Raw genomic sequence first — 26,209 nt, forward strand, 5'->3', positions numbered from 1 at the left:
GGGCGGCGCACCACCCCCTGCGCACCGAAAGGGAACTGAAGAACCGTGAACCCCCGCACCCCGCGCCGCACCCTGCTCCGGGCCGGCCTCGCCACGCTGCCCCTGGCGGCCGTCGCACCGGCCGCCCACGCCGCCGAGCAGACCGGCCGGCTCACCGTCGCCGACGTCTCCCGCTGGACCGACGCCTACCTGGAGGCCTGGCGGACCAAGAACGACACCGCCGCGGTCCGGCTGTTCACCCCCGACGCCGTGTACGAGGCGGTGCCCGGCGTCCCCGCGCAGACCTTCCGCGGCCGCGACGCCATCGGCCGCTACTGGCGCGACATCACCGCCGGCCAGAGCGAGATGACCGGCCGTCACGGCACCCCCGTCGTCACCGGGAACCGGGCGGCCGTCGAACTCTGGGTCACCCTGAAGGCCCCCGCCATCAACCCCGACGGCGACCACTGGGTCACCTTCCTGGAGAGCAACATCCTGCTCTTCGCCCCCGACGGCCGCTGCCGGCGCAACACCGAGTACTGGAACCTCCAGATGGGCCGCCTGGAACCGCCCCAGGGGTGGGGCACTGCATGACCGTCGTCCGTTCGCTCGTCACCGGGGGCCGCGTCCTGACCATGGACCCGGCCCTCGGCGAACTGCCGTCCGCCGACATCCTGGTGGAGGACGGCCGGATCACCGCCGTCCGCCCCGGCATCGACGTGCCGGAGGTGGACGAGCGCATCGACGCCCGCGGGTGCCTGGTGCTCCCCGGTTTCGTCGACACCCACCGGCACATGTGGCAGGCGGCGCTGCGCGGCAGCGGCGCCGACCAGACCCTCGACCAGTACTTCGCGACCGTGCTGCACACCCAGGCGCCCCGGCTCACCGCCGACGACCTCCACCTGGGCAACCTGCTGAGCGCGCTGGGCGCCCTGGACGCGGGGGTGACCACCGTCCAGGACATCTCCAACGTCCCCAAGCCGGCCGAGGAGCACACCGACGCCCTGCTCGACGCCCTCACCGGCTCCGGGCTGCGCAGCGTCTTCGCGTACGGACACGGCACGGCCCAGGACGCCCGCCGGGTCCGCACGGGCCGCCTGCACGCCGGCGACGGCCTGGTGACCATGGCGCTCAACGCCGAGGCCGGCAGCGACGAGACCATCCGCCGCGGCTGGGCCCTGGCCCGTGAACTGGACCTGCCGACCGCCCTGCACGTCCGGGGCGGCAGTCCGGTCTCCCGGCTGCGCCGCCTGGGAGTCCTGCGGCCCGGGACGGTGTTCATCCACGGCACCGGCATGGACGCCGGTGAGCTGGAGCTGATCCACGACAGCGGTGGGGCCCTGTCGGTCGCGCCCGCCATCGAGATGACCATGGGCCACGGGCTGCCGCCGTTCGCCGCGGCGCGGGCCGCCGGACTGCGGCCCAGCCTCAGCGCGGACGTCGAAGTCGCCGCGGCCGGCGACATGTTCACGCAGTTGCGGGCCGCCTTCCAGATCGGCCGGTTCGCCGCGCTGCAGGGCCATGCGGGCCCGGACGCCCCGTTGCTCACGGTGCGGGAGGTCCTGGAGTTCGCCACGCTCGGCGGCGCCGAGGCGCTCGGGATGGCGGACCGCATCGGATCGCTGACCCCGGGCAAGCAGGCGGATCTGATCGTGCTGCGGACCGACCGGCCCGGTGTGGCACCGGTCTACGACGCCGCCGCGGCCGTCGTGACGTCGATGGACCGCGGCGACGTGGACACCGTGATGGTCGCCGGGCGGATCGCCAAGCGGCAGGGAAGGCTGGCGTACGCCGGGCTGCCGGGGCTGCTGACCCGGGCCCAGGAGATGCGCGACCGGCTGGCCCGCTGACCCGCTGTGTCAGCGGCGGATCAGCACGCCCTCCTCGATGGCGGCCAGCGCGATCCGCAGCTGCTCGCTGAGCGCCTTCGCGGTGCGCTCCGGGATGCGGTCGACGAGGCGGGCGTGTACGGCGGTGGTGGCGCGCACCGCCGCCTCGGCGGTCTCCACCCCGCTCGGCGTGAGCTGCACCCAGCTGCTGCGGGCGTCGTCCTCGGCCGCGGCGCGGGTGACGTGGCCGGCGGCCACCAGGCGCTTGACGACATTGCTGGTGCCGCCGGAGGACAGCAGCAGGGCGTGCGTGAGGTCGGTCGGCTTGAGGCGGTAGGGGGCGCCGATCCGCCGCAGGGTGGCGAGCACGCCGTACTCGGCCTGGGTGAGCCCCAGCTTCTCCAGTTCGGCGCCGGCGGCGACATCGAAGGCCGAAACGAGCAGGGCGCTCCTTTTGGCCAATTCCAGGGGGAGACCGGCGATTTCGGGCAGCTCGTGTCCCCATGCCGAGATGATCTCGTCTACGTGGTCAGGCTCCACCGAGAACCGCCTTCCCTCTACCGAATAGCTCAGTCCAAAGATATCTCACCGTCCGGACAGGTGCGTTCTGACCTGGGGAGACTGTGTGGCTGCCAGATGCAGACACCGTGAAAAGCTTTCCATCTACCTTTCAATATAGCTTTTCCCAATGCTTTCTCTCTATGCTTCTCGCATGTTCACGCATGAAGCGAAGCGTGCGGCGACCCTGGCGGCGGTCCTGCTTCTGGCGCTGACCGGGGCCACCGCCTGCGCCGGCCGCGCCACGGACACCGCCCCACAAGGGGGCGAGGTGGCGGAAAAGCGACGCTCCACCCAGGAAGGAACCGTCGGAATGCGAGAGTTCAGCGCCGCCCCGGACCGGCTGCCGTCGTGCTACCGCGGCGCCCGGGACGCCACCGCGTACCGCCTGCCCGGGTCCCCGGGGCGCGGCCGGATGGTCGCCATGGGCAGCGGCCCCCGCGGGGTGGTCTTCGCGCCCATCTCCTGGGGCGACGCCTGCGAGTGGGCCGCCGAGGCCAAGCGGCTCGCGGCCGGCGGCTACCACGTCGTCACCTTCGACTGGGGAACGGACCGCCGCCGGACCGTGTCCGACGCCACCCGGCTGCTCCGCTCCCGCGGCACCACGGACGTGGCCTGGGTCGGCGGCTGCATGGGCGGCACCCTGATGCTCGGCATGCTGACGGACCGCACCGCCCGCCCCGTCGGCGTCGCCGGGATCAGCCCGCTGGCCTCCCTGGGCGGCTACTCCGCCGGGAGCGGCACCTCCTACCAGGGCGAACTGCTGCTCCTGGGCACGGCCGACGACCCGCTCTCGGACGAGGGCAAGCTGCGCGAGGTGGCCCGCGGCTTCCCCGAGGCCGAGGTCGCCGTGCTGCCCGGCACCCTCCACGCCGCCGAGATCTTCACCGGCCCGCACGGTGACACGGCCCGGCGCAGCCTGGACGGCTTCCTCGACCGCACCTTCTCCCCGGCGGCCGGCTGACCCCGCGGGCCACGGTCCGGCCGAGCGGTGCCGGACCGGACCGCCGGAACCCCGGGCCGCCCCCGCCCGCCTCCGCCGGAGAAGTCGGAGAAGGAGCGGGGGCGGCGCCGGTCCTGGCCGTCCGGAGGCCGGTCAGGAGGCGGTGACGGATCAGGAGTGGGTGGCGAAGTCCTGCGTCCACCACGGCCCGTTGGCGCTGAGATTGACGCCCACGCCGGTGGACTTGTAGGAGCAGTTGAGGATGTTGTCCCGGTGGCCCGGGCTCTTCATCCAGCCGTCCATCGCGGTGGCCGGGTCCTTGGGGCTCTTGAAGATGTTCTCCGCCCAACTGGCCCACGGGAAACCGGCCTTGGTCATCCGGGTGCCCGGGTCGACGCCCTCCGGGGTGTTGTGCTCGTAGTAGTTGCGGGCGGCCATGTCGTCCGAGTGGGCCTGCGCCGCGGCCTGCAGCCGGCGGTCGACGCTGAGCGGCCCGCAACCGTGCTGTGCCCGCTGGGCGTTGACCAGCTCGACGATCTTCTGCGCGAACGCCGCCGCGGTGCCCTTCGCCGCGCCCGTGCCGGCCGGGGTGCCGCCCCCGGTGCCGGAGCCGGGGCGGGCCGCGCGGGGCGTGACGCTCCTGGCCGGCTCGGCGCTGCCGCCGGTGCGGGAGGACTGCGGCCGGGGCGTCGCGTGCCGCTTGCGGTGCCGCTCGGCCGCGGACGGGGAGGCCGCGGGCTGGTGGCTCTTGGGCGAGCGCGAGACGGTCGGCTCCGGGGAGGCGGGGGTGGTGGCGGCCGGCGCGGCCTGCGCGACCCCGTCCGCCGCGAGCGCCCGGTCGGCCCCGGAGTCGGGACGTATCAGCACCACGCAGGACCCGCCCACGACGACCACGGAGGCCACCGCCAGCAGGGTGGTCTTCCGCGTGGGGCGGCTGCCACCGCGGTGCAGGCCGCCGTTGCGTCCGTGCCGGCCGCCCGAACGGCCGCCGCCGGCCGGTCCGGAACGCCGGTGCGCGGCGGACGCGTCCGCCCGGCGGCCGTTCCCGGTCGGGGCCTCGTCGTGGAACTCGGGCTGCGGGTGGTGGTCGTTGTTCATGGTTCCGTTTCCTGTGGGGGACGGGGATGTGCCGGCCGCCGGTGCCGTGCGGCGCAGGGTCCGCACGGCGGCCCGTGGCGGCCGACACATGGGAGACCGCGGGCCCGGGCCCCGATAACGGAAACCGGGAAAAAAGTTTTTGCCGCGATTTCCCGGGCGTCCCACCAGCCCCCTCCGGCCGACGCCACGCCCCCTCGCCGGACCGCAACTCACCGGACCGCAATGCGACCGGACGGCGCCCGGGCCGTTCCCCGGGCGTCGTCGCTCTCCGGATCCGCGTAGGTTTTTCTGTTATCGCGACGAGCCCACGGGATCACCTGAGTGCGGGGGCTACGAGTACGCACGAACGAACAGGGATGAATGGGCGTGAAGCAGGAAAACGGGACGGCTGCCGTCGAGGCCGCCAGGGCCGGGGACGAGCATGCCCGGGAGGAGCTCCTGGCCTCCTACCTGCCGCTGATCTACAACGTCGTCGGACGCGCACTGGACGGCCATGCGGACGTCGACGACGTGGTGCAGGAGACCATGCTGCGCGTCCTGGAGTCGCTGGCGGACCTGCGGGAGCCGGCGTCCTTCCGCTCCTGGCTGGTGGCGATCGCCATGAACCAGGTACGCCGCCGGTGGACCACCGACCGCAAGGCGCCCGTCGTCGGCCTGGACCAGGCACCGGAACGGGCCGACCGCTCGGCCGACTTCGTGGATCTGACCATCCTGAAACTGGGACTCTCCGGCCAGCGTCGTGAGGTCGCCGCGGCCACCCGGTGGCTGGACGAGGGGGACCGGTCGCTGCTGTCCCTGTGGTGGCTGGAGGCCGCCGGGGAGATCACCAGGACGGAGCTGGTCGCCGCCGTCGGGATCGGCTCGCGTCACGCGGCGGTCCGGGTGCAGCGCATGAAGGAGCAACTGGAGGCCGGACGCGTGGTGGTGCGCGCGCTCGCGGCCGATCCGCCGTGCGCCGACCTGGCCCGGCTGACGGCCACGTGGGACCACGAACCCTGCGCGCTCTGGCGCAAACGCATATCCCGCCACGCCCGCCGGTGCGCGGCCTGTTCCGGACACTGGAACGACCTGCTCCCCGCCGAAGGATTGCTGGCCGGCCTCGCCCTGCTGCCGCTGCCCTCGCACCTCGCCCCGCCCGCCGCACCGGCCCCCACCGCCGCGACGGCGGCGACGACCGCGGCACCCGCGCACCACACCTCCGCGACCTCCGGCACACCCCACACCCACCCGCTGCCGAACCGCCTGCCCCGGCCGCGCCGGGTGACGAAGGGCGCCACCGTCGCGGGGACCGCCGCCCTCGCCGTGGCCGTCACCGCCGCCCTGTGGTGGTGGCCCGGTACGCCGGCCGACCGGAAGGCCGAACGGAAGGAGGAGCCGAAGGCGGCCCGCACGGTGGTCAAGCCCTCACCGACGCGGCACCCCACCCCCACCCCCACACCCACTCCGACCCCCACCCCCTCGCGCACCGCGACCGCGTCCCCCACCCCGTCCGCGACGCCGTCCCCCGCCCCGCCCAGCCTCGAAGAACAGGCCACCGCCCTCATCAACGCCCGGCGGGCCCGGGCCGGCTGCGGGCCGCTGCGCATCGACCGCAGACTGCACACCGCGGCGCGACGCCACTCCGCCGACATGGCGGCACGGCAGTACTACGAGCACGACGCCCCGGACGGCACCGGCCCCGACGACCGGATCACCGCCGCCGGATACCGGTGGAGCAGCTGGGGCGAGAACCTCGACCGCGGCCCGCGCACCGCAGCCGCGGCGGTCAACGACTGGATGGGCGACGCCATGCACCGCGGCAACCTGCTCGACTGCCGGTTCACGGCGGTCGGCATCGGCGTCGTCGAGGGACCGGGCGGACCCTGGTGGACCCAGGACCTCGCCGCGCCGCGCTGATCTGCGCGCGCCGGGCATCACCGCTGACGACGCGGGCCGCGGGTGGCCGGGCAGGGGAGCCCACCGGTCGGTCCGGCTCGCCCGGCGCCGGCCCGCCCGCAACCAGCCCGCCCGGCACCGGGGCGGCAAAGCAGCGCCGCCCCGGCCCGGCGGCAGGAGTATGACGACACCTCCTAGCGGGCCACCCGCCAGCTCAGCTTCCCAGACAGCTGCTTGCGCAACGCCGGATCACGGACCGCGGCCGTACGGTCGGTGGCCCTGGCCGTGACCGTATGGGTGCGGCCGTCGTGCGGGACGCCGAGGGCCCGTACGACGACCGTGGACCGGCCGCGCGCGGCCTTGCGTTCGCGTCCGTCGACGTACCACTTCAGCTGCGCGGACGCGGGCGCGCCGACCCGGAGACGGGCCGTGCGGGGCACGGCGCGGTCGGTCGGTACGGGGCTGCTCAGCACGCTCGCCCAGCGGTAGAAGCCCGCGATCATGGCCTCCCGGCCGGGGAGGTTGAACTCCCGGCCGAGCGTCCGCATGATCGAGTTGTCGGTGGGCCGGTTGAGCCCGTACTCGTAGTAGCCGCCGCCCTCGAACGCGCCGACCGCGCCCCCGTCCGGCGACTCCTGGCCGATCCAGCGGTACCACTTCTGCCGCTGGGCGGTCATCTGGTCGGCGGAGAGCGTGGTGAGGTTGGCCTCGGCGGGCTCGGGGCCCGAGTAGGTGCCGGACTCGCCGTAGGCGTACTCGTCGGCGAGCTTGCCGAGCGAATGGCCCGTCTCGTGCACCGCGATCTGGTCGGACCGGTCGTTGTCGGAGGAGGCGGTGGCGATCCCGTCGTAACCGACCTGCGAGGAGACGTCGTTGTAGCCGGCGCCGCCGTACTTGGTGGAGTTGCCGAGCACCACGACGAGGTCGGCGGCCGGGGCCTTGGCGGCGTACGACTCGACCTTGCCGGTGTCGACGCACAGCAGCCGCTCGGTACCGTCGCAGAAGAAGGCGGAGTCGAGGGCGGTGTCGCGGACCACGTCCTGGGTGGGATCCCCGGAGACGCCGGACTCGTGGGAGACGGCGTCCACGGCCCAGACGTTGAACAGCCCCGCGTACGAGGCGTAGGGCTCGACGGCGGACATCTTGGCCCACTTGGCGCGGACGTCGGCGTGGAAGTCCTCCTGCTGGGCGGCGGTGTAGCCGTCGCCGACGAAGACCACATCGAGTTTGGTGCCGACCGGGCCGTTCTGCACGATCGAGGTGACGTCGCCGTCGCCGGCGATCGCGGTCTTCTCGGCGGGGGAGAGCGGCGGGGAGGCCGGGACGGTGGTGTGCCGGGGGTGGCCGCCTGGTTCGGTGAAGTACTCGACTTGCTGGGTGCTTGGCCCGTGCGGGGCGGGGGACGGGGACCGGTCGGCACCTTGGGCGGTGGCCGCCGTGGCCGTTGCGGCCAGTGTCACCGTGGCGAGGGCGGCCGACACCGCGGTGCGTATGGACAGGCGTCGGGGGGTGTCCTTGGAGGTGCGTCTGTGCATGGGGGGTTTCCTCTCGAAGCCCGCCGCACCGGCGGCGGGTTGAGCCGGATTCAGGCGCGCTCAACGTAGAGGCTCCGGGGGCTCCGAGCAACGGATGGGGTGCAAGTTACGTGGCAGCACGAAGAGTTGGGCGAGGAGTGTCCCCTGTTGTCATGGTTGTCCTGGGCTCCGCGGCCCTCGCAGCCACCGCCCTGCGCAGCGACCGCCACCGGGTCGTCGACACCGTGGCATGGGGGCGCCGTCACTGACCCGGAACGGACCCGACCGGTGAGGGGGCCGCCCCGCCCTCACCGGCCGGAGCTTTCGCCACCCGGTGCGCCGCGGACAGCCCGTCCGCGGCACACCGCCATGAGGACATGAGGGCATGAGGGCATGAGGAGCGGTCCGGGCGCCGGGGCCCGGACCGCTCCCGCGACGCCGTTCAGGCCAGTCGTGACGGTTCCGCCGTCTCCTCGCCGGGCGGGGTGTCCGGCAGGCCGGCGGGCCGGTTGCGGCGGGTGAGGCGGTAGCCGGCCACGAGGATCACCGCCCACACCGGAGCCACGTACAGCGCGATCCTCGTCTCGGCGTCGAAGGCCAGCAGGACGAGGACGAGACCGAGGAAGGCCAGGACGAAGTAGTTCGACGCCGGCGCCAGCGGCATCCGGAACGCGACCGGCCGCAGCCGCCCGGCGCGGACCGCCGCCCGGTAGCGCAGATGGGCGCAGACGATGATTCCCCAGGTGAAGACCGCGGCAATGGTCGCCACGCTCGTCACGTACGCGAAGGCCTCCTTCGGGACGAAGTAGTTCGCGGCCACGCCCAGCAGCATCACCGCCATCGACGCGAGGATGCCCGCGGCGGGCACGCCCTGGCGGCTGACCTTCCCGAACGCGGCCGGCGCGTGCCGGTCACCGGCCAGGGTGAGCAGCATCCGGCCGGTGGAGAACACCCCGCTGTTGCAGGAGGACAGCGCGGCGGTGAGCACGACCATGTTCACCACACCGGCCGCGGCGGGCACCCCGACCTTCGCGAAGACCAGCACGAACGGGCTGACGTCCGGATCGAGTTGGGTCCAGGGGACCAGCGCCATGACCGCCGTGAGGGCGCCGAGGTAGAACAGCGCGATCCGCCAGATCACCCGCCGCACGGCGGAGGGCAGCGTCTTCTCGGGGTCCTTGCTCTCCCCGGCGGTCACACCGAGCAGCTCTACCCCGACGAAGGCGAACACGACCACCTGGAGGGCGAGCAGCGGTCCGGCCGTGCCGTGCGGGAAGAAGCCCCCGTGCGTCCAGATGTTGCTCAGCGCGGCGGTCTTCCCCAGGGGGCCGAAGCCGAAGACCAGGATGGCGACGGCCATGACCAGCAGGACGACGATGGTGGCCACCTTGATGATGGCGAACCAGAACTCGAACTCCCCGAACAGCCGCACCGCCAGGAGATTGGCCACGCCGAGGATTGCCAGGGCGATCAGGCCCGGCAGCCACTGGGGCACCTCGGGCCACCAGTAGCGGACGTAGATCCCGGCCGCGGTCAGCTCCGCCGTACCGGTGACGACCCACATCAGCCAGTAGCTCCAGCCGGTGGCGAACCCGGCCCACTTGCCGATGAACTCCTCCGCGTAGGTGGCGAACGAGCCGGACACCGGCCGGTGGACCAGCAGCTCGCCGAGGGCACGCATCACGAAGAAGACCACCAGGCCCGCCACCGCGTAGGTGATCAGCAGGCCCGGGCCGGCATCGTGGAGCGCCTGCGCGGACCCGAGGAACAAGCCGACGCCGATCGTCCCTCCGATGGCGATCATCTGGATGTGACGGGGCTGCAGATTCCGCTGGAGATCCTCGGAGCCGTCGTTGTCGGGGCCGGTGGGGCGTGGCGGGGAGGGCGGGGACGGGTGGGTCATGGTGCGCTCTTTCGACGGTGACGGTCGGACGGGGGAGACGGTGTCGGTGGTCCAACGGGACGGGGCGGTGGTCGGTGTCGGTACCGGTGTCGGTTCAGCACGTGCCGGCGGGCGTGTCGCCGGTGTACGTGCGGGGCACCCGGGCGCCGATGCGGGTGACGATGTCGTGCGAGATGGTGTCGGCGGCGCGGGCCCAGTCCTGGGCGCCGGGCTCCCCGCGGTCGCCCGGTCCGAAGAGCACGACCTCGTCCCCGGGGGAGGCGGGGGCGTCACCCAGATCGATCACGAACTGGTCCATGCACACGGTGCCCGCCACGGTGTGCCGCCGGCCGGCGACGAGAACCGGTCCGGCCTGCGAGGCATGCCGGGGCACGCCGTCGGCATAGCCCAGGGGGACCAGACCGAGCGTGGTCTCGCGGGCCGTGCGGTAGCGGTGCCCGTAGGAGACGCCGTGCCCGGCCGGTACCCGCTTGACGGAGGCGAGCCGGGCGGTGAGCGCCATCGCCGGCCGCAGCCCCAGCTCCGCGGGCCCGGCCCGGTCGGGCACCGGGCTCAGTCCGTAGACGGCGAGCCCGGGACGCACCAGGTCGAAGCGGGCCTCCGGCAGGGTCAGGGTGGCGGCCGAGTTGGACAGATGAAGGACCTCGGGGGTGAGCCCGGCCCGCCGGGCGCGTGCGACGGCCGAGCGGAAGTGCGCCAACTGCTCCTCGCAGCCGGGGTGTCCGGGCTCGTCGGCCCGCGCGAGGTGCGACCACACCCCGACCACGCGCACCGACCCGGCCGCTTCGGCGCGCGCCACCGTGTCCAGCAGCGCCGGCCAGTCGCCCGCGCAGGCGCCGCCGCGGCCGAGCCCGGTCTCCACTTCGAGGTGCAGCCGTGCCGGGCGGCCGGTGGCGTGCGCGGCCCGGACCGCGGCCCGCACCGCCCAGTCGGCACCGGCCGACAGGTCGATCCCGGCGGCCACCGCGGCATGCCAGTCGTCGCCCGGCGTCAGCAGCCACGCGAGCAGCGGGCCGGGGACCCCGGCGGCGCGCAGGGTCAGCGCCTCCTGCATACCGGCGACGCCGATCCAGGTGGCGCCGCCGGCGAGCGCGGCGCGCGCCGCCGCGACCATCCCGTGTCCATACCCGTCCGCCTTGACCACGGCCATCACCTCCGCCGGGCCCGCCGCCTCGCACAGCCGGCCGACGTTGGCGCGGATCGCCGCGAGGTCGATCCGGGCCCGGGCGTGCGGCGTTCCGGGCCGGTACGGCTCCCCGGTGTGGCGTGCGAGCACGGGCGATCCGCCGGCCGGGCCCGTCCCCGGGGGCGTGGCGGGGACCGGAGTCCGGCCCGGTTCGGCGCCTGCCGCCGTCCCGCCGGGCGCGGCCGCGGGCCGTACGTCCGCCACGGCGGTCACCGCCGCCCCTGATCCGGCTCCGGCGCTCTCGGCCTCGCGGGGAATGCCGAATGTCATGCCACCGTCCTTCCACGGAATCCATTGCCGCCCGGTGAACGGGCTGCGGGTGGAGCCATGGTTTCGGCGGGAGAACCGGCCGTCATCGTTCGCTCGGCACCGTCTCGGGGCGCCGGGCGGTGGGCACGGAACAACGGGGCGCGGTGGGGGACGGGGGAGGGGCCCGCGAGCGGAGGCGCGCCGGGGCGGCGGAGATCCGGGACGGCCGACGGGCCGGGGTCAGGCCGCCGGCCCGCCTCCGTGTCCGTCCGCCTCCGGTCCGGCCTCCGTGCCGTATTGGCGGGCGGTGAGCTGGAGCAGCAGTGCGGTACGGACCTCGGGGTCGTCCAGCGGCAGGGCCACCACGTCCCGGAGGCGGCGCATCCGGTGCCGCAGGGTGTTGGGGTGGATGTGCAGCCGCGCCGCGGCCGCCCGTGGGTCGCCCATCTCCCGCAGCCAGGCGTGGAGCGTCGGCACACAGCTCGTGCCGTACGCGCGGTCGTGGTCCGCCAGCTGCTGCAGCGGCCCGACAGCGGAGATCCGGGCCGCCGCGGCGGAGCGTGCGACATGCCGGAGCACGACCGTGGCCCACACCTCGTCGTGGACGGCCTGGGCGCGCGCGATCAGGCCCGTCCGGAGCAGGTCGAGGGTGTCGTCGGCCTGCTCACGCGAGCGCGCGAGCCCGGGGACCGTCGCCGCGAGCCCGCCGACCGCGACCAGCGGGGCGGGCTTCCCGGTGGCCTGGCACAAGGTCTCCAGCCAGGCGGACTCCCCGTCGGCCTCCGCGGTGACCCGCTCCGCCGGCACGATCCCGTACACCACCCCGCCGACGATCGCCGCGGGGGAGCGGAGCCGCGAACCGCGGAACCGGGACATCCGCTCCCATACGGTCAGCCGCTGCCGTTCCGCCTCGCCCTCGTCCTCGCAGCGCACCCCCACGGCGATCACCCGCCAGGGGCCGGCCGTCAGGCCCAGGCGCCGCGCCGCGTCCGCCGCACCCTCCTGGCCGTGCAGCACCGTGGCGACCATGTCGGTCAGGACGAGGCGCTCCACATCCGCGCCGGCCCGTCGGCGCAGCAGATGCAGGGCGGCCACCGCCGCGGCGTCGGCGAAGGCCGCGGCCCGCTCGGCGGCCACCGGCCCCGGCACGATCGCCCAGATCGAGCCGAGCACATCCCCGCCGGCGTGCACCGGCATCACCAGCCGGGGCTTGGTCCCTTCCACCACGGCGGGAACGTAGATGGGGCCGGTGTCCTGGGCGATCCGGTGGAAGACGCCGTGCCGTCGGAAGTGGGCGTTCACGTCGTCGGGGACATGCCGTCCCATGATCGTGGCGACCCGCGCCTCGTCACCGCGCTCCTGCCGGGCGGAGTAGGCAAGGACGCGTGAGCTGCGGTCCTCGATGGTGACCGGTGCGTCGATCACGGCGGCGATCGCATCGGCCAGCCCGAAGAGATCTCCCGCCTCGGCGCCGACCGCCCGGGTGCCGGAGTCCGCATGGCTCTCGCTGTCGAGCACCGCGCGCAGCAGGGACACCACCTGCGCCCAGCCCGCCTGCTGCTCGACCTGCACCAGCGGCAGTCCGGCGGCGCTCGCGGCCGTGACCACGGATTCGTCGACCGCCGCCGGTGCCTTGAGCAGCAGGGCCCCGGCAGACCGCTCGGCGCACGCCGACAGCAGCCGCAGGGCCTGCGCGCGGTCCGTGAGGTTCACCCCGAGGACGAGGTCGCCGGGCCGCAGATCGAAACCGCCGTCGGGTTCCGCGATCACCACGTCGCCCACCGGCACCGCCGTGCCCCGAGGCGCGCACACCCCCGACAGCACCGCGGGACCGACGGAGCCGAGAAGCCGCTGCAGACTCATCACCGGTCATCACCCGCTCACCGTTCCGCCCACCATCCTGCACCACGGAATGCGCACCTCCGCACGCAGCCCTTGCCGACGGCCCCGCGCACGGGCCCACCCGCCCCGGAACCGGTGCGGCGACCGGCCCCGCACCGCGGCACCCGCGGTTTCCGCACGAAGACCGATGGTCATGAACGTGCCGGGAATTGAACAACGGCGGCGGCCGCTGCGTATCCCTCCACATCCGCGCCCCGTGGGGCACCGGTCCACGACGTGAGGAGGGCACCATGACTGACCCTGGTATCCCGCAGCTCCAGGCCCTGCCGGAGGGAGACGCCGAAGTATCCCTGGTGATTCGTCTGCAGTGGGAGGACGTTGCCGCGCTCGGTCAGGACGCCGCCCGGCTGGCTGCGCGCTGGAAGCGCCCGGTGACCCTGGACGAGGCCGCCAGCCAGCGGCTGCGCATCCGCCCGCCCGCCACGCATGCCAAGACGGTGGCCCAGGAGCGGGCGCAGCCCGCCGTGACCTCCACGACGGTCTCGCCCCTGCCCGCCCGTTCCCCGCAGGAGCAGGCCCGTCAAGCGATAGAGAAGATCAACGGCGTCGCCGCCCATGAGACGGCGTAGCGCCCCGCCGCACTGAGGAGAGCGGCGAAGAGCGGAGTCCTGGTCCCCTGGGGCAGGGGGTGCGGCAGTCCTGAACCGCCGCACCCCCTGCCCTTCGGTATGTCCATGCCCTCCGTACGTCCACGGCGCGGGGCGGTAGCCGGCGCCCCGCCCGCCGTCCCGCGCAGGGAGGCCCGCCAGGCGCCGCCGGGACGCGGCCTGCGCCGACCGAGGGAAGATCATCGGCCCATACGGCGCAACGCGGGCCCGCCGTGCGTGCTGCCCGCACCCGCCGGTGCTTTGGTGACGAGCCGGGCGCGACCGGCGCGGTCCCGCGGGGCAGGACCGGGCGGGGCGGGACCGAGCACCGAGGAGGCGGGCCAGCGTGGACTCCACCGTCGGTGCGGCACGCGAGCCGGGGCCGGTACGGGGTGTGGGGCCCGGCGGACCGGGCCGGTGGCGGGGCCCGCCCGCCGGCGGCACCGAGGCGGCCCTCCCCTGAACGTCCCGAGCAGCAAAGGCACGGCGCATGCACACCACGGTCACCCTGCTGGCGGACGCTCCGGCCCAACTGCTCCCCGCCAGGCAGCTGATGGCGTTCACCCTGGCGTCCCACATCATCCTGGTACCGCTCGGCGTGGCGCTGCCGCTGATCACCCTGGTGATGCACTACCGAGGACTGCGCCGCAACGACCCCGTGGCCCTGCTCCTCGCCCGGCGCTGGTCGGCGGTCATGGCCGTACAGTTCGCGGTCGGCGTCGTCACCGGCACCGTGCTGTCCTTCGAGTTCGGGCTGCTCTGGCCGGGCATGATGGGCACCTGGGGCGGTGTCTTCGGCATCGGATTCGGCGTCGAGGCCTGGGCGTTCTTCCTCGAAGCGGTGCTCATCGCCATCTACCTCTACGGCTGGCGCAGGCTGAAACCCGGCACCCACTTCCTGCTCGGCCTGCCCCTCCCGGCCGCCGCCCTGCTCGGCGCGTTCGGCATCCTGGCGGCCAACTCGTGGATGAACACGCCCCAGGGATTCACCCTCGATGCCGCCGGCAGGCCCGTGGACGTCCACATCCGGTCGGCGATCTTCACCCCCATGTTCGGCCCCGAGTACTGGCACTTCGTCGTGGCGATGCTGGTCACCGCCGGGTACGTCGTCGCCGGCGTCTACGCCACCGGCTGGCTGCGCGGCCGGCGGGACCGCTACCACCGGCTCGGCTTCACCGTGCCCTTCACCCTCGCCGCGGTGTTCACGCCGGTGCAGATGCTGCTCGGGGACTCCATCGCCCGCTCGGTCTTCCACAAGCAGCCGGTGAAGTTCGCCGCGACCGAGATGGTCTGGCGGACCGACACCCACGTACCGGAGTACCTCTTCGGCCGGCTGCACCCCGACGGACACATCTCCGGCGGTATCAAGATCCCCCAACTCGACTCCGTACTGGCCGGGTTCCGGCCCGGGACCAAGGTGACCGGGCTGACCTCGGTCCCGGCGAGCGACCGGCCGACGCCGGCCCAGGCCACCATCGCCCACTGGGCCTTCGACCTCATGGTCGTGATCGGCTCGCTGCTGCTCCTCCTCGCCCTCTGGTACGGCTGGTGCCGGCTGCGGCACCGCCGGCTGCCCGGCTCACCGTGGTTCTTCCGCGGCGCGGCCTGCGCGGGCGTCGCGTCCGTCGTCGCCGTCGAATGCGGCTGGGTCACCGCCGAAGTGGGCCGCCAGCCCTGGATCGTCTACCAGCACATGCGGATCAGCGAGGCGGTGACGGCGACCCGGTCCACCAGTCTGTGGATCATGCTCGGCCTGGTGATGGTGGTGTACGTGTTCATCTTCGGCTCGCTGCTCGCCGTCCTGCTCAAGATGCGTACCGGCTGGCGGCTCGCGGACGCGGAGCCCGCGGCGGGGGAGCGGCACGAAGGGCCGGAGACCGACACCCCCTACGGGCCGCGCTCCCCGGTGCCGGCCGGCGACCCACCGTCGTCCGGCGGGCCCGGGACGCCCCCGGCCGAGGGCGGCCGGCCGTGATGGCCGCCGTCATCGCCGTGGTGCTGCTGCTCGGCGTGGCCGCCTACGCCTGCGCCGGCGGCACCGACTACGGCGCCGGATTCTGGGACCTGACCGCCGGCGGCGCGGAGCGCGGCAGGCGGCCCCGGTGGCTCATCGACCATGCCATGGCCCCCGTGTGGGAGGTCAACAACGTCTGGCTGGTCTTCGTCCTCGTCATCATGTGGACCGGGTTCCCGGTCCTCTTCCAGACCGTGTTCTCCGCGATGTGGCTCCCCCTGGCCCTGGCCGTCGTCGGCCTCGTCCTGCGCGGCGCCGGCTTCGCCCTGCGCAAGCCCCTCCGCCGGATCGCGGGGCGACGCCTCTACGGCGCCGTCTTCGCGCTCTCCTCGCTGCTCACCCCGTTCTTCCTCGGCGCGGCCGTCGGCGGCATCGCCTCGGGGCGCGCGGTACCGGGCACGGAAGCGTCGGCGCACGCCTGGGCCAACCCGACCTCCGTCCTCTTCGGCCTGATCGCCATCGTGGCGACGGCCTTCCTCGGCGCCGTGTTCCTGACCGCCGACGCCGCCCGCTTCGGCGCACCCGACCTCGTCGGCTACTTCCGGCGGCGGGCGCTGCTCAGCGTCGTCGCGCTCGCCGTACTCGCCGCGATCATGCTGACCGTCACCCGGAGCGATGCCCCGCACGTCTGGCACGGCCTCACCCACGGCGTCGGCCTCGGCCTCGTCGTCCTGGCCGGTGTCTGTTCCCTCGCCACCGGGTGGCTGCTGCTGCGCCGGTCCGGCGCCTGGTCCCGGCTCACCGCCGTCGGCGTTGTCGCGGCCGCCGTCCTGGCCTGGGGCGCGGCCCAGCGCCCCTATCTCATCCCCACCTCGCTCACCGTGGCCGAGGGCGCCGGTGCCCCCAGCAGCCTGCGATGGGTCGGCCTGGTCACCCTCGTGGCCGTGGTGGTCGTCTGCCCGGCCGTGGCCTTCCTGTACTGGCTGGACACCCACGGCGAGCTGGAACCGCTCTCCGGCGCCGACCTGCAGGAGGCCGACGGGAAAGTGACGGACCTGCGGACCCCGGACCTGCGGAACCCCGGACCGAAGGAGACCGAGGGGCAACGGACCGAGCCGGGCCGCGGCGAACCGGAGAACCCGGCTCCCTGACCGACCGTCTCTCCAACGGGCCGGCCGCCTCCCCCAAGGCAGCGGTCAGCAGCGCTGGGCCACATGCCCCTCGGTGCCGGCGGCCCGCACCTCGCGGTCCCGCAGCGAGATCGAGAGGGACCTGCCCCAGGCGCGGCAGGCGGCGGTGAAGTCCTTCTTCTCGTATTCGATGACGAAGACCTTGTCGGCGTAGGCCGCCGCGAAGCCGGTGCACTCGTGGTAGCGGGCGCACTCCTCGACGACGGCGAAGTCGAAGCCGATGCGGCGGCGTTGCGGCAGCAGGTCGGTGGTGTTCTTCTGCGCGACGGCCAGTCGGCGCTGGTGGGCGCGCTGGGCCAGGAGCCGGGCGAAGGCCGCGGCGTGCCGGGCGGTGAGCCTGCCGCCCGACCGCTCGTAGGAGTCGAGGTTGTCGGGTTCCACGGCCTGAAAACCGGCCGTGGCGCAGCCGTCGATCCAGGGGCCGACGATGGTCATGAGCGCCCGCCGTTTGGCGGCGGTGGAGATGTCGAGGAGGGGCTCGTCCCAGTCCTCGTCGACGACGGGCTTTCCGCGCTCGTCCCGCAACAGCAGCTCCGGGTGGCGGCGCTTCCAGAGGCCGCCCGCGTCGGGCTGTGCCTGGAAGGCGTTGACGTAGCAGATGTTGTAGAGACCGGGGGCGGGCCTGGCCGTGCGGTCGCGGGAGACGGCCCGGACTCCGGAGGGCGGGGGATGGGCGCCGCCGAGCTGGTAGTCGAAGGCGGCGTTCGCGGCCGGTGGCCGTACGGCGGTCGGGGCGGCCGCCGTGCCCGACGGCGCCGGTGTCCCGGAGCCGGCAAAGTGCGGGGCGCGGTCGGCGGAGCACGCCGTGCTGAGCGCCATGACCAGGACGAAGGCGCCGACGGCGAAGGGGCGTGAAGAGTGCACGGGCGGAGCTTACGGGCGGCGGCGCGCATGGCTCCCGGTGACGGCGTCCCTGGGGACAGTTCACACCGGGCGGGCGGCGAACTCCCGGGCGCGGGCGTGCGGCGCGGGCAGTTGGGTGCACTGCGCGCACCTCGGCGCCGCCGCGCGCAGAAGAGTGCCTCCCGGCTCGTGGCACTGAGCAGGGAGGCACCGTGGCCGACGGTGGCGGTCGTCCGTCCCGTGCCCGAAGACACGGGGCGGCCCCCTGGTGCCACCGTCGGCCCTGTCGTGGTCGGCTCAGCGCTTGACCACGAACGCCTGGCCCTTCTTGGCGTCGGCGGAGCAGGACGCCTTCTCCGACGCGGTCATCTTGCGCGTCTTGACGGTCACGGCGTTGTTCTGCCCGTCCGTTCCGTTGGGCGCGGGCCCGGTGACGGTGTCCGGCACGAACCAGAAGTAGTGGCCCCACTTCTGGTTGTCGTAGTGCGTCTGCCAGGTGCCGGTGACGGTCTGCATGACCTGGGCACGGGAGATCCAGCCCACCTCGCCGGGCTTCACCGTCATGTTCATGGAGCTGTTCTCGGTGTGCGAGCTCGACCAGGTGTGGCTGTAGGTCGCGGTCACGCTCAGGTCGATGATCCCGGCGATGTTCCCGCCCGCGGTGACGGAGACGCCGGCGGAGTCGGTGGAGCCCACCGTGTCCGACCAGCCCATCGACTGCGTGGCGTCCGACGTGCTGCAGTTGTAGAGGGAGTTGGAGACCTGGCGGAAGTCCCCGAGGTACGCCTTGCCGAGGGCCGGCTCGTTGAAGCTGCACTTCCCCTCACCGGAAGCGCAGTCGGCTATGAGCTGGTCCCGGGTGGGCTGGTCGTCCGCCGCGGCCGGTGCGGCCATCGCTCCGACCAGGCCCAGTGACACCGCGGACAGCGCCAGCAGCCGGCGTCCGTGGCGGATGGTTCTGCTCTTCGTCATCGTGCTTGTTGCCTCTCGCCCAGCTTTGTGGAAGCGACGAGTCCGTGTGAGGGGTTCGTCGCTGTTGCGTATGAGGCTGGTATGAAAACTGTGCCAACTACACCAAGGATTGGCAAAGTTGTAGTTGATAGTGGAACAGCCCCTTTACAGGGAGCCGAAACGGAGGCAGAATCAGTTTCTTTTTGTTACTCCGGCGGCCAGGCGCGCCGGGCTTCAGCCGGCCGCCCGTGCTCCGTTGAGGACGATGTTCACGGTGCGCGCCACGAAGTCCTTCTCCAGGGGTAGTTGGCGCAGGACGGCACGTACCCACGCGGCCCCCGCCAGCAGGTCCACCAGCAGCATGGCGTCGGTGTCCGCCGTGATCTCGCCGCGCGCCACGGCCCGGTCGAAAACCGACTGCTCGCGGGCGATCCGGTCGGCGAAGAAATCCTTGACGTGGGCGGCGAGTTCCGGGTTGTGGGTGGCGGCGCCCAGTACGGAAACGGCGATGTCGGAGGCCGGCCGCACGGTGAGGAGGGTTGCGATCGTGCCCAGCAGCGCTTCCAGGTCCCCGGCGAGGGTCCCGGTGTCGGGTGGTGTGAGTTCCAGTTGGCGTGCGCCGATGAGTGCGGCGCCCAGGAGGGCTCCCTTGGAGGGCCACCAGCGGTAGATCGTGGTCTTGTTGACGCCGGACCGCTGGGCGACCCCCTCGATGGTCAGCCCCTCGTAGCCCTTGTCCGCCAGCAGGTCCAGCGTGGCGTCGAAGATCTCCTGTGCCTTCCGCGGGCCGCCGCTGCGCCTCGACCCCTTGTGCTCCTCGTTCATGAGGGGAGGTTAACACCAAATGCAACGCAACGTTGCGTTGCATTTGGTGTAGCGTGCCGGGCATGGAGACCAACGAATCCGGTCTGCCGCTCGTCTTCGTGCACGGCACGCGGGTGAGCGGCACGATGTGGCGACCCCTGATCGACGCCATCGGACCGCGCCATCCCACGGCCGCGCCCGACCTGCCCGGCCACGGGAGCCGGCGAGGCGAACCGTTCAGCATCCCCGGCGCAGTCGAGGCGGTGACCGACGCCGTGGACGAACTCGGCGGCCGTGCCCTGCTCGTAGGGCTGTCCCTGGGCGGCTACGTCACGATCGCCACCGCCGCCGCCCACCCCGAGCGGGTCCTCGGCGCGGTGGCCATGGGCTGCACGGCGCTCCCGCACGGGCTGTTCGGCACCGTCTACCGGGGAGCCGCCCGCCTCGCGGCCGGACACCCCCGCGGGGCCGACCGGCTCAGCGCCTTCGCGTTCCGCCGCGCCCTGCCCCGCCGGCATGCCCGGGCGATGGTCTCGGGCGGCCTGAGCTGTGAGATCGCACCGAGCGTCGTCGAGTCCGTGCGCGCGATGCAGCCGCTGGCCTCGCTCCGCGCGTATCCGGGGCCGGTCTGGCTGCTCAACGGCGAGCGTGACCACTTCCGCCGCGACGAACGCCGCTTCCTGCGCGCCTGCCGCGACGGCCGCCTCGTCGTCCGGCCGGGGTGCGGACACCTCACCAGCCTCACCGACACGACGGAACTCGCCCGCCATGTCCTCGACGCCGCGGCGGTCGTCGCGGCCCGTACGCACGGCACATCGACAGCGACCCCGAAGGAGACACCGTGACCGCCCGAGTGTGGACCGTGGAGGAATCACTGGAGGTCCCGCTGCCGCCGCATGCCGTCTACGCCGCCCTGGCGGACGTCCGGCGGATGAGGGAGTGGAGCCCCGAGGTCATCTGGGTGTGGCCCCGGGGCCGCCGCTTCGTGGGCGTCAACCGGAAGGCCGGATGGGTGTGGTTCGGCACCTGCCGGATCGTGGTCGCCGACCCCGGCCGGGAGTTCGCCTTCGACAACATCACGTTCGGCCTGCCGGTGGCGCGTTGGGGCTACCGGCTGACCCCGACGGAGCGCGGCACCCTGGTCACCGAATACTGGACCGACCTCCGCCGCCACGGGTGGCGCCGCCGGATCGCCGAGGTGCTCGGCCTGGTCTTCACCGGAACCCCGCCCGCCCGGCGCGCCGACCACAACCGCACCGGCATGCGGGAGACCCTCCGCCGCCTGCGCGCCGCCTGCGGGCCGGCCGCCTGAACCGACCGGCCCCGGCGCGTCCCTCCCGCTCGCGGCATCCGGTCGGCGAGCGGGGCCCCTCACCCCACATGCCCGCCGGATTCTCCTGCGATCGCCGCACCGGAAGAGACGTTCCGTGCGCAAAGCACAAGATCCGCCCCCTCTTCCTCTTCCGGTCCACGGCGCGGTACTTCTGGGTTCCGTACGCGCCCACGGCACCATTCCCGTAGGGCACTACCCACCCCCCACCAGGAAGGACGGACCCGTGATGACCGGCAAGCGGTTACCCGAGGCGGTACCGGAGGAAGGGGGCGGCGGAGGCTGGCACGTCGACGCGCGCTGCACCAACTGCGATGTCGCCCGCCAGCTCGCCCCCGAGCTGATCCACGAGAAGGACGGCCGGGCGGAAGTGATCCGGCAGCCGCGGAACGACGCGGAGGCCCGGCAGCTGTACGCCGCCGCCTTCGCCTGCCACACCCGGTCGATCCGTCACCCCGTCCAGCGCCTCACCCCCGACCTCGACCCCTTCCCCCTCGCCCTGGACGACACCGTCCAGCTCTGCGGCCACAACTCCCCGCACACGGCCGGCGCGAACGCCTATCTGCTGCGCCGCCCCGCGGGAACCTCGATGATGATCGATACGCCCCGGTGGAGCAGCGCGCTGGCCGACCGGTACGAGGCGCTGGGCCCCGTCACCGACGTCCTGCTCACCCACCGGGACCACGCGGCGCACGGCCGTCAGTACGCCGACCGGTTCGGCGCCCGCCTGTGGATCCACGAGGGCGATCTCGACGCCGCTCCGGACGCCGACCGCGTCCTGCGCGGCACCGACCCCGTCGACATCGGCGACGGCGTCACCGCCCACCCGCTCCCCGGCCATACGCGCGGCAGCGTGCTCTACCTCGCCGACCACCGGTACTGCTTCAGCGGGGACAGCTTCTACTGGTCGCGCACCACGGCCGACCTGGAGGTGGCCGCCTCCGTCACCTGGTACTCGATCGAGGAACTGGCCGCCTCTCTGACCCGGACCGCCCCTCGGCTGCGCTTCGAGTGGGTGCTGCCCGGCCATGGCGACCGCCGGCGGCTCCCCGCCGGGGAGATGGCGCGGCGGCTGGCGCAGTTGACCGCCCGCACCCGCCAACTCCGGCCGCAGCCGGTGGACTTCACCGCACTGCGCTGGTGACGGCGCGCCCGTCCCTCAGGCCGGCCGGGTGGCCACCACCAGCCGGCACCGCGGGCTGCCGTCGGGGCGCCGGCCGAGTTCCGGCAGGTCCTGCAGCCGTACGTCGAACCCGGTCCGCGTCAGTTCCGTACAGACGTTGGTGAGCCGGAACGTCCGGTAATACATGACGAAGCGCGGCCGCCACAGCGCGTTACGGACCCGCATCGCCGCGTCGAAGCCCAGCAACGCCCAGTAGCCGGGAGATCCGGGCCGCGCCGGGGCCCCGATCGGGAAGGCGAACCGGCCGCCCGGGCGCAGCACGGAGTACACCTGCGCGAACAGTCCCGGCCGTTCCCGCGGCAGAAAATGCCCGAACGCGCCGAAGCTCACCGCGAGGTCGAAGACCGGCCCGAAGGGGAGCGCCCGGGCGTCCGCACGCACCCACGCGGCAGAGGGCGCACCCGCGGTCACCCCCGCGCGGGCGCGGCCCTCGGCGAGCATCCCCGCGCTGAGATCGACGCCGGTGACCCGCTCCCGGCAGACCTCCCGAAGGACGTCCATGCCCGCCCCGGTGCCGCAGCACAGGTCGAGGCCGCTGTCGAACGGCCCGAGCCGCCGCAGCGCCCGCGACACGGGCGCCAGGATCGCGTCCGGGGTGCGGAACGGCGTGTGGTCGAACTTCGGCGCGAGCAGGTCGTAGCCACGCTCGACGGAGGAAAGCGCCTGCACGGCGAGTTCACGGAAGGTGGGACCCTGAGGTGCGAACATTGCCCTCAGCATAGAACTCGTCCGCACCTGGCCGCACCGGCCGCGCGGTGTGGTACCGTGCCAAAGGAACGCACATCATCCAGTCGCCTTTCTGGCGCCCAAGCGTTCTTTCACTTTCACTTCATTCCGCGCTCGCATCGCGGTTGTGCCTGTCCTTCTCGACCGGCCAACCAGCAGTAGCCGACTGTTTCTCTTTCACGGTCCGGCGATGCGGCATCGCTTTTCTCTCTCCGGCCGCGGGCCTTTCTGACGGCCTGCGGGGCGTGTCCACTCCGCCCTCTCCTGCCGGAATTCCCCTTCCCGTAGACCGACCGCAGAAGTATTTCCGAGAGGACACCCGTGACCACCGATACCCACGTCGGCAGGAAACCTGCCGTGACCACTTCCCCCGCCGCCCCGTCGTCCGCCTCCCGTCCCTTCGCGCAGCAGCCCGCCGAGGCCCCGGAGAAGCCCGCCGTACCAGTAGCCGGGGTGCTGGATATCGTCAACGACCGGCAGGAGACCGGATTTCTCCGCGTGGAGGGCTGCCTTGCCTCGTCCGGCGATGTCCGGGTGCCCGCCGCGCTGATCCGTACAGCGGGGCTGCGCACCGGGGATCTCGTCGTCGGGACGTGCGCCCGGCCCCGGGTGCTCGACCAGGTCGCCTCGGTCAACGGCCGCAGCCCGGACGCGGCGCGCGGACGGCCGCGCTTCCGCGATCTCACGCCGCTGCACCCGCACCGGCGGATGCGCCTGGAGAGCGCGGCCGGCGGGCTGACGGCCCGTATCGTCGATCTGATCGCCCCGGTCGGCAAGGGGCAGCGGGGGCTGATCGTGGCGCCACCGAAGACGGGCAAGACGGTGCTGCTGCAACAACTCGCCGCCGCCGTCGCCGAGAACCACCCCGCCGCCCACCTGATGGTCGTGCTGATCGACGAACGGCCCGAGGAAGTCACCGACATGCGCCGTTCGGTCCGCGGAGAGGTCCTCGCCTCGACCTTCGACCGGCCGGCGAAGGAGCACATCGCCCTCGCCGAACTGGCCGTGGAACGCGCCAAGCGACTCGTCGAGGACGGGCAGGACGTGGTGATCCTCTTCGACTCCCTCACCCGCCTGTGCCGGGCCCACAACAACGCCGCCACCTCGGGCGGCCGGACGCTGAGCGGCGGCGTCGACGCCGCCGCGCTGCTCGGCCCCAAGAAGCTCTTCGGCGCGGCGCGGTCCGCGGAGGAGGGCGGTTCGCTGACCATTCTCGCGACAGCCCTGGTGGAGACCGGTTCCCGGGCCGACGACTATTTCTTCGAGGAATTGAAGAGCACCGGCAACATGGAACTCCGGCTGGACCGTGCGCTCGCGGGAAAGCGGCTCTATCCGGCGGTCCATATCACCGGATCGGGCACCCGCCGGGAAGAACTGCTGCTCCCGCACGCCGAATTGACGGCCGTCCGCCGGCTGCGCCGCGCCCTGAGGACCGGAGACGGCCAGACGAACACGGAAAGCCTGCTCGACAAGCTCCGGCGGACACCCGACAATGCGACGTTCCTGCGGCAGGTGCAGCACACCGCGCCGGACGGATGACCGGGGTGCCGGGGGCGACTGACCCGGAGGACGCGAACGGGTCCTCCGGCGGTCACGGCACGCGGCACCTCCACGGTCACCGGGGCCTGGGCCCGCCCGGGGCCGCCGGCAGGACATGGGCGCCGGTCCTGTCGGTGCTCAGGCACAGCGAGCAGACCACCGCGGCGTGCTGGTGGCAGGCGGCCAGGTCAGGGCGTTCGAACTCCTGCCGGCAGACGTGGCACTCGGACAGTTCCGGGCTCGGGTTGCCGTCCGCGTCCAGCAGCGGGGTGTCGATCCCGTCGGTGGTGCGCCGCAGGTAGAAACGGCCCTTGGTCAGGATGGCCATCGCGGGGGTGAGGACGAAGGCGATCACCGCGGCGGCGACGGGGGAGTACGGCTGGAGGGCGTCACCCAGCGCGTGGAAGTACAGGGCGATCGACAGGCCGGACGCGAGGGTGAAGGCCACCACGCCCACCGGGTTGACCGCGTAGAGCATGCCGCGGCGGAACTCGGGTGCCTGCGGGGAGAGTTTCAGCAGGTACTTGTTGACGATGATGTCGGTGGCGACGGTCACGATCCAGGCGATGGCGCAATTGGAGTAGAACCCCAGGATGCCGTTGAGGAAGCTGAACATGTCCGCCTCCATCAGGATCAGCGCGAACGCCAGATTGGCGAGCACGAACACCATCCGGCCCGGGTAGCGCTTGGTGACCCGGGTGAACGAGTTCGTCCACGCCAGCGAACCGGAGTAGGCGTTGGTCACGTTGATCTTGATCTGGCTGATCACGACCAGGGCCACGGCCAGCGGGACGACCAGCCACGACGGCATCATGGCCGCGAAGGCGCCGGTGAACTGCCGGATGGGCTCGGTGGCCGAGTGCGCGCCCACCCGGGAGAGGACGTAGACGGCCAGGAAGACGCCGATGGCCTGCTTGAGCGCGCCGAGCACGACCCAGCCGGGGCCGGCCATCACGACGGCCGTCCACCAACTGCGCCGGTTCTGCGCGGTCTTGGGCGGCATGAAGCGCAGATAGTCCACCTGCTCGCCGATCTGCGCGATCAGGGACAGGCACACGCCCGCGCCCAGCAGCACCGACGCGGCGTCGACACCGCCGCCGTGGGAGCCCGGGTACGCGAGGAAGGTGTGCACGGTGCCGGGGTCCGTGGCGATCAGGTAGAGCAGCGGGCCCACCATCAGCAGCAGCCAGACCGGGGTCGTCCAGACCTGGAGTTTGGTCAGCGCCTTCATCCCGTAGACGACCAACGGGATGACCATGCAGGTCGAGATGGCATAGCCCAGCCACAGCGGCAGACCGAAGCCCAGCTTCAGGCCCTGCGCCATGATCGAGCCTTCGAGGGCGAAGAAGATGAAGGTGAAGCTGGCGAAGATGACGCTCGTCAGGACCGAGCCGTAGTAGCCGAATCCGGAGCCCCGGGTGATCAGGTCCAGGTCGATGTTGTAGCGGGCCCCGTAGTAGGCGAGGGGGAAGCCGGTGAGGAAGATGACCACGGCGGCGACCCCGATCGCGGCCAGGGCGTTCCCCGTGCCGTGGGCGAGCCCGATGCCCGCGCCGATCGAGAAGTCGGCCATGTAGGCGATGCCGCCCAGCGCTGTGGTGGCCACGACCATCGGCGTCCACCGGCGGTAGCTGCGCGGGGCGAACCGGAGGGTGTAGTCCTCCAGGGTCTCGTCGGCCGCCGTGCCGGCGGGCGGCTCGGCGCCCGCGGGCCGTCGGCCGCTGTCGGGGACGGTCAGTTGTGGCTCGACGCTCATGCCGGACCTCCTGGGGCAGTGGGAACACGACGGGCGGCCACGCGCACGGCAGGGGGCCGTGCGGCGCGCGCCGGCGTCGGCGAAGCGGGTGTGCGGTGCTGGGGAGATTAGGGAGCGTGTGTTTCCCGCAGCGTCCTCCCGGGTGAAGCGGGTGTTTCCGGGGCGAGGGAAGAACGGCCGCGCCATGAGCGGGATGTGCTCGCTGCGCGTGCGGGAGAGCGGGTAGACATGAGGCTGCCGACGGCGCGGCGGGGTCCGGGAGGGCACCCGGCGTCACCGCCGCCGCCCGGCGAGCCCCGTTCGCCCCGTC

The 26,209-nt window shown here is 73.1% G+C and carries 22 protein-coding genes; 11 read left to right on the forward strand and 11 right to left on the reverse strand.

The genetic code is table 11. From position 1 onward, the window contains the following. The first annotated feature begins 45 nt into the window (after window positions 1-45). Both K7396_RS35030 and K7396_RS35035 read left to right on the forward strand, forming a co-directional pair. Window positions 46-573 (forward strand): nuclear transport factor 2 family protein, encoded by a 528-nt coding sequence (locus K7396_RS35030; RefSeq protein WP_086720864.1) that lies wholly within the window; start codon window positions 46-48, stop codon window positions 571-573. Beyond that, complete coding sequence (locus tag K7396_RS35035) at window positions 570-1,829, forward strand: amidohydrolase family protein (protein ID WP_086720863.1); 1,260 nt, start codon at window positions 570-572, stop codon at window positions 1,827-1,829. The genes K7396_RS35030 and K7396_RS35035 overlap by 4 nt, the downstream gene beginning before the upstream one ends. A 9-nt stretch (window positions 1,830-1,838) precedes the next feature. Here the strand turns inward: K7396_RS35035 and K7396_RS35040 are convergent, their stop codons facing one another. Then, window positions 1,839-2,348: a MarR family winged helix-turn-helix transcriptional regulator gene (locus K7396_RS35040; protein WP_086720862.1), complete on the reverse strand. Its 510-nt coding sequence runs from the start codon at window positions 2,346-2,348 to the stop codon at window positions 1,839-1,841. Window positions 2,349-2,520: 172 nt separating this feature from the next. Here K7396_RS35040 and K7396_RS35045 point away from each other — a divergent pair, with 172 nt between their 5' ends. Further along, window positions 2,521-3,330, forward strand: coding sequence for an alpha/beta hydrolase (locus K7396_RS35045; protein ID WP_086720861.1), 810 nt, complete (start codon window positions 2,521-2,523; stop codon window positions 3,328-3,330). A gap of 150 nt (window positions 3,331-3,480) precedes the next feature. Here K7396_RS35045 and K7396_RS35050 read toward each other — a convergent pair whose 3' ends face one another. Then, complete coding sequence (locus tag K7396_RS35050; RefSeq protein ID WP_223660333.1) at window positions 3,481-4,407, reverse strand: CAP domain-containing protein; 927 nt, start codon at window positions 4,405-4,407, stop codon at window positions 3,481-3,483. Between the two features lie 360 nt (window positions 4,408-4,767). On the opposite strand from K7396_RS35050, the gene K7396_RS35055 reads away from it, so the two are divergent. Beyond that, window positions 4,768-6,303: a sigma-70 family RNA polymerase sigma factor gene (locus tag K7396_RS35055; protein ID WP_223660334.1), complete on the forward strand. Its 1,536-nt coding sequence runs from the start codon at window positions 4,768-4,770 to the stop codon at window positions 6,301-6,303. 173 nt (window positions 6,304-6,476) lie between these two features. Here the strand turns inward: K7396_RS35055 and K7396_RS35060 are convergent, their stop codons facing one another. The 4 genes from K7396_RS35060 to K7396_RS35075 all read right to left on the reverse strand — a co-directional run bounded on the left by K7396_RS35060 (window position 6,477) and on the right by K7396_RS35075 (window position 12,997). Next, entirely contained in the window at window positions 6,477-7,817 is a 1,341-nt protein-coding gene (locus K7396_RS35060) for a M64 family metallopeptidase (protein WP_152104935.1), read from the reverse strand. 421 nt (window positions 7,818-8,238) lie between these two features. Beyond that, the gene (locus K7396_RS35065) at window positions 8,239-9,699 is read right to left on the reverse strand and encodes an amino acid permease (protein ID WP_152104934.1); all 1,461 of its coding nucleotides are present in this window, start codon (window positions 9,697-9,699) and stop codon (window positions 8,239-8,241) included. A gap of 94 nt (window positions 9,700-9,793) precedes the next feature. Next, window positions 9,794-11,155, reverse strand: a complete 1,362-nt coding sequence (gene alr / locus K7396_RS35070; protein ID WP_152104933.1) for an alanine racemase — start codon at window positions 11,153-11,155, stop codon at window positions 9,794-9,796. Window positions 11,156-11,374: 219 nt separating this feature from the next. Then, on the reverse strand, window positions 11,375-12,997 hold the full coding sequence (locus tag K7396_RS35075) for a PucR family transcriptional regulator (protein ID WP_218039132.1): 1,623 nt from the start codon (window positions 12,995-12,997) through the stop codon (window positions 11,375-11,377). Window positions 12,998-13,266: 269 nt separating this feature from the next. On the opposite strand from K7396_RS35075, the gene K7396_RS35080 reads away from it, so the two are divergent. From K7396_RS35080 to K7396_RS35090, 3 genes are all read left to right on the forward strand, one after another. Beyond that, entirely contained in the window at window positions 13,267-13,605 is a 339-nt protein-coding gene (locus tag K7396_RS35080; RefSeq protein ID WP_086718427.1) for a hypothetical protein, read from the forward strand. Between the two features lie 508 nt (window positions 13,606-14,113). After that, window positions 14,114-15,598 (forward strand): cytochrome ubiquinol oxidase subunit I, encoded by a 1,485-nt coding sequence (locus K7396_RS35085; RefSeq protein WP_086718428.1) that lies wholly within the window; start codon window positions 14,114-14,116, stop codon window positions 15,596-15,598. Then, the gene (locus K7396_RS35090) at window positions 15,598-16,728 is read left to right on the forward strand and encodes a cytochrome d ubiquinol oxidase subunit II (RefSeq protein ID WP_086718429.1); all 1,131 of its coding nucleotides are present in this window, start codon (window positions 15,598-15,600) and stop codon (window positions 16,726-16,728) included. Before K7396_RS35085 ends, K7396_RS35090 begins: the two co-directional genes overlap by 1 nt. Before the next feature lie 45 nt (window positions 16,729-16,773). On the opposite strand, the gene K7396_RS35095 is transcribed toward K7396_RS35090, so the two are convergent. The 3 genes from K7396_RS35095 to K7396_RS35105 form a co-directional block, all read right to left on the reverse strand. Continuing rightward, the gene (locus K7396_RS35095) at window positions 16,774-17,586 is read right to left on the reverse strand and encodes an endo alpha-1,4 polygalactosaminidase (protein WP_086718442.1); all 813 of its coding nucleotides are present in this window, start codon (window positions 17,584-17,586) and stop codon (window positions 16,774-16,776) included. 321 nt (window positions 17,587-17,907) lie between these two features. Then, window positions 17,908-18,582, reverse strand: a complete 675-nt coding sequence (locus K7396_RS35100; RefSeq protein ID WP_086718430.1) for a hypothetical protein — start codon at window positions 18,580-18,582, stop codon at window positions 17,908-17,910. Window positions 18,583-18,795: 213 nt separating this feature from the next. Beyond that, the gene (locus K7396_RS35105; RefSeq protein WP_086718431.1) at window positions 18,796-19,386 is read right to left on the reverse strand and encodes a TetR/AcrR family transcriptional regulator; all 591 of its coding nucleotides are present in this window, start codon (window positions 19,384-19,386) and stop codon (window positions 18,796-18,798) included. A 62-nt stretch (window positions 19,387-19,448) separates the two neighbouring features. Here K7396_RS35105 and K7396_RS35110 point away from each other — a divergent pair, with 62 nt between their 5' ends. The 3 genes from K7396_RS35110 (at window position 19,449) to K7396_RS35120 (ending at window position 21,839) form a co-directional block, all read left to right on the forward strand. Continuing rightward, window positions 19,449-20,210: an alpha/beta fold hydrolase gene (locus K7396_RS35110; protein ID WP_086718432.1), complete on the forward strand. Its 762-nt coding sequence runs from the start codon at window positions 19,449-19,451 to the stop codon at window positions 20,208-20,210. Next, complete coding sequence (locus tag K7396_RS35115) at window positions 20,207-20,677, forward strand: SRPBCC family protein (RefSeq protein ID WP_086718433.1); 471 nt, start codon at window positions 20,207-20,209, stop codon at window positions 20,675-20,677. Before K7396_RS35110 ends, K7396_RS35115 begins: the two co-directional genes overlap by 4 nt. Before the next feature lie 247 nt (window positions 20,678-20,924). After that, window positions 20,925-21,839: an MBL fold metallo-hydrolase gene (locus K7396_RS35120; RefSeq protein WP_086718434.1), complete on the forward strand. Its 915-nt coding sequence runs from the start codon at window positions 20,925-20,927 to the stop codon at window positions 21,837-21,839. Window positions 21,840-21,854: 15 nt separating this feature from the next. Here K7396_RS35120 and K7396_RS35125 read toward each other — a convergent pair whose 3' ends face one another. After that, window positions 21,855-22,586, reverse strand: coding sequence for a class I SAM-dependent methyltransferase (locus K7396_RS35125; RefSeq protein WP_086718435.1), 732 nt, complete (start codon window positions 22,584-22,586; stop codon window positions 21,855-21,857). 375 nt (window positions 22,587-22,961) lie between these two features. On the opposite strand from K7396_RS35125, the gene rho reads away from it, so the two are divergent. After that, window positions 22,962-24,143, forward strand: a complete 1,182-nt coding sequence (gene rho / locus K7396_RS35130; protein ID WP_086718436.1) for a transcription termination factor Rho — start codon at window positions 22,962-22,964, stop codon at window positions 24,141-24,143. A gap of 76 nt (window positions 24,144-24,219) precedes the next feature. Here the strand turns inward: rho and K7396_RS35135 are convergent, their stop codons facing one another. Then, on the reverse strand, window positions 24,220-25,899 hold the full coding sequence (locus K7396_RS35135) for a purine-cytosine permease family protein (RefSeq protein ID WP_086718437.1): 1,680 nt from the start codon (window positions 25,897-25,899) through the stop codon (window positions 24,220-24,222). Window positions 25,900-26,209 lie beyond the last annotated feature (310 nt).

The organism is Streptomyces angustmyceticus, from assembly GCF_019933235.1.
Lineage (GTDB): Bacteria > Actinomycetota > Actinomycetes > Streptomycetales > Streptomycetaceae > Streptomyces > Streptomyces angustmyceticus.

Coding starts and splice junctions, on each gene's coding strand:
- K7396_RS35035 (WP_086720863.1), top strand. CDS start 570: ATGACCGTCGTCCGTTCGCTCGTCACCGGGGGCCGCGTCCTGACCATG.
- K7396_RS35045 (WP_086720861.1), top strand. CDS start 2,521: ATGTTCACGCATGAAGCGAAGCGTGCGGCGACCCTGGCGGCGGTCCTG.
- K7396_RS35050 (WP_223660333.1), bottom strand. CDS start 4,407: ATGAACAACGACCACCACCCGCAGCCCGAGTTCCACGACGAGGCCCCG.
- K7396_RS35055 (WP_223660334.1), top strand. CDS start 4,768: ATGGGCGTGAAGCAGGAAAACGGGACGGCTGCCGTCGAGGCCGCCAGG.
- K7396_RS35060 (WP_152104935.1), bottom strand. CDS start 7,817: ATGCACAGACGCACCTCCAAGGACACCCCCCGACGCCTGTCCATACGC.
- K7396_RS35065 (WP_152104934.1), bottom strand. CDS start 9,699: ATGACCCACCCGTCCCCGCCCTCCCCGCCACGCCCCACCGGCCCCGAC.
- alr (WP_152104933.1), bottom strand. CDS start 11,155: ATGACATTCGGCATTCCCCGCGAGGCCGAGAGCGCCGGAGCCGGATCA.
- K7396_RS35075 (WP_218039132.1), bottom strand. CDS start 12,997: ATGAGTCTGCAGCGGCTTCTCGGCTCCGTCGGTCCCGCGGTGCTGTCG.
- K7396_RS35080 (WP_086718427.1), top strand. CDS start 13,267: ATGACTGACCCTGGTATCCCGCAGCTCCAGGCCCTGCCGGAGGGAGAC.
- K7396_RS35085 (WP_086718428.1), top strand. CDS start 14,114: ATGCACACCACGGTCACCCTGCTGGCGGACGCTCCGGCCCAACTGCTC.
- K7396_RS35090 (WP_086718429.1), top strand. CDS start 15,598: ATGGCCGCCGTCATCGCCGTGGTGCTGCTGCTCGGCGTGGCCGCCTAC.
- K7396_RS35095 (WP_086718442.1), bottom strand. CDS start 17,586: ATGGCGCTCAGCACGGCGTGCTCCGCCGACCGCGCCCCGCACTTTGCC.
- K7396_RS35100 (WP_086718430.1), bottom strand. CDS start 18,582: ATGACGAAGAGCAGAACCATCCGCCACGGACGCCGGCTGCTGGCGCTG.
- K7396_RS35105 (WP_086718431.1), bottom strand. CDS start 19,386: ATGAACGAGGAGCACAAGGGGTCGAGGCGCAGCGGCGGCCCGCGGAAG.
- K7396_RS35110 (WP_086718432.1), top strand. CDS start 19,449: ATGGAGACCAACGAATCCGGTCTGCCGCTCGTCTTCGTGCACGGCACG.
- K7396_RS35120 (WP_086718434.1), top strand. CDS start 20,925: ATGACCGGCAAGCGGTTACCCGAGGCGGTACCGGAGGAAGGGGGCGGC.
- K7396_RS35125 (WP_086718435.1), bottom strand. CDS start 22,586: ATGTTCGCACCTCAGGGTCCCACCTTCCGTGAACTCGCCGTGCAGGCG.
- K7396_RS35135 (WP_086718437.1), bottom strand. CDS start 25,899: ATGAGCGTCGAGCCACAACTGACCGTCCCCGACAGCGGCCGACGGCCC.